This window comes from Bizionia argentinensis JUB59 (assembly GCF_000224335.1).
GTDB classification, from domain to species: Bacteria; Bacteroidota; Bacteroidia; order Flavobacteriales; family Flavobacteriaceae; genus Algorimicrobium; species Algorimicrobium argentinense.
This window is the reverse complement of the sequence record NZ_AFXZ01000062.1, coordinates 1-1,654: the sequence shown is the minus strand read 5'-3', so window position 1 is coordinate 1,654 and position 1,654 is coordinate 1. Positions and strand designations below refer to the sequence as shown.

General features: G+C 35.0%; 1 protein-coding gene. It reads right to left on the bottom strand.

The features are described 5' to 3' along the window. Positions 1 to 66: 66 nt before the first annotated feature. Positions 67 to 1,575, bottom strand: coding sequence for an IS1182 family transposase (locus BZARG_RS13415; protein ID WP_008639301.1), 1,509 nt, complete (start codon positions 1,573 to 1,575; stop codon positions 67 to 69). Positions 1,576 to 1,654 lie beyond the last annotated feature (79 nt).

Below are 1,654 nucleotides of genomic sequence, written 5' to 3'. Positions count from 1 at the left end.
TAACGTCAGTCTGTCTAATAACCCTGCCGTGATTTTTGTTTAGTCAACTAAATTACATAATTAGTTTTAAATTGGTGTTAGGGTTTGATTTTTTGTGTTTGATTTTAAAAAAGGTTCTAATAGACTCAAAAGTATTGTTATAAGGGCTAAAATTATGCTATGTAATGATTGGAATAACTTGTTATTGGTTTTTAGTGTATTCCATATTCTTTTAAGATTATATACAATAAATATTAATCCAACGTCTGCGCTGGCACGTTGTTTGGAGTTTTTGGTCATAATGTGATCAAAGCCCCATTGTCTTTTTATAGTGCCATAAGGATGCTCAACAATGGCTTGACGTTTCTTGTATGCTTCAGGGTTTTGTAACACCCGTTCTGCATTTTGTTCTATATATTGATGAAACTCACTTCTCTGTAATACTTTTCCGTTTATTTTTGATGTGGTGCATAACTCTCTTACAGGGCAATCTTTACATTTTTTTGTTTTGTATTGTTTAAACTTGTAGTTGTTTCCTTTATACCAGCTGCCATTGCTTTTAAGGATGTTATTTTCTGGGCAGGTGTAATTGTCACTATCTCTATTGTATTTAAAATTTCCTGAGTTATATTTAGGATCGGGTGCTTTTGAAGCATATGCAGGGATTGCAACAAGTGTTTGTATATTTAAATTGGCTGCTATTCTGAATTGGCTGCCGGTATGGTAGCCTTTATCATAAAGAGCGGTAAAGGTATTTGTTCGCAATATGGTTTTGGCTCTTTGTAGCATCTGTCCCATTGCTTTGGAGTCGTTTTCATTGGTTACCAAATAGTCTACTGGAATATTATGTTTAGCATCCACCGTGGTTTGCACGCAGTAAGCAACCTCTGTTATATTATTTCGCACTATCATGTGTTTGCTATCTGGGTCTGAAGTAGATATTTGTGGTTCGCCCGATTCTTTAAGTTGTTTTTCAAGTTCTTTATATTGCTTTCTGCGTCCTTGATGCTTGTCTATATCTTTTTTTATTTCCTGTTTTTGGTCCTCACTTTCGCTCTGCTCGAGGGCTTTATTATATTGCTCCAGCTTGTTATCAATATACTCAATGTGTCGATTTATTTTTTTCTGATTAAAATTATTTTTCTTGCTGTTTTGAGCTCTTATCTTGGTACTGTCACCTGCTATGAGCGTTGCACCAATAAGTCCAAAGTTACGTGCAATCTGGACAGTAGCAAAAAAGACTTTCTTGATAGCCTGGGGATTATTTTTTCTAAAATTACTAATGGTATTGTGGTCAGGAGTAAGAGATTCAAGCAACCACATGACTTCTATGTTTCTTCGACATTCTTTTTCAAGTATACGAGAAGAACGTATCCTGTTCATATATCCATAGATATAGAGTTTTAAGAGAGCTGAAGGATGATAAGCTGGAGGGCCGTTTTCTGTATGGTCTAATCTAAATCCAAGATCTTCTAAATCAAGTTGATTTACAAATAGGTCAATGGCTCTTACGCTGTTGTATTGATCAATAGAATCTTCCAAAGAAACGGGGAAGAGGCAGGTCTGTTTTCGGTCTTTTCCAGATATAAATTTCATAGCATTAAGATACGAAAAAGCTAAAAAACGACCTTGGGTTTTTCTTGAAAAGTATGAACAAGTTATTAGACAGTCTGAC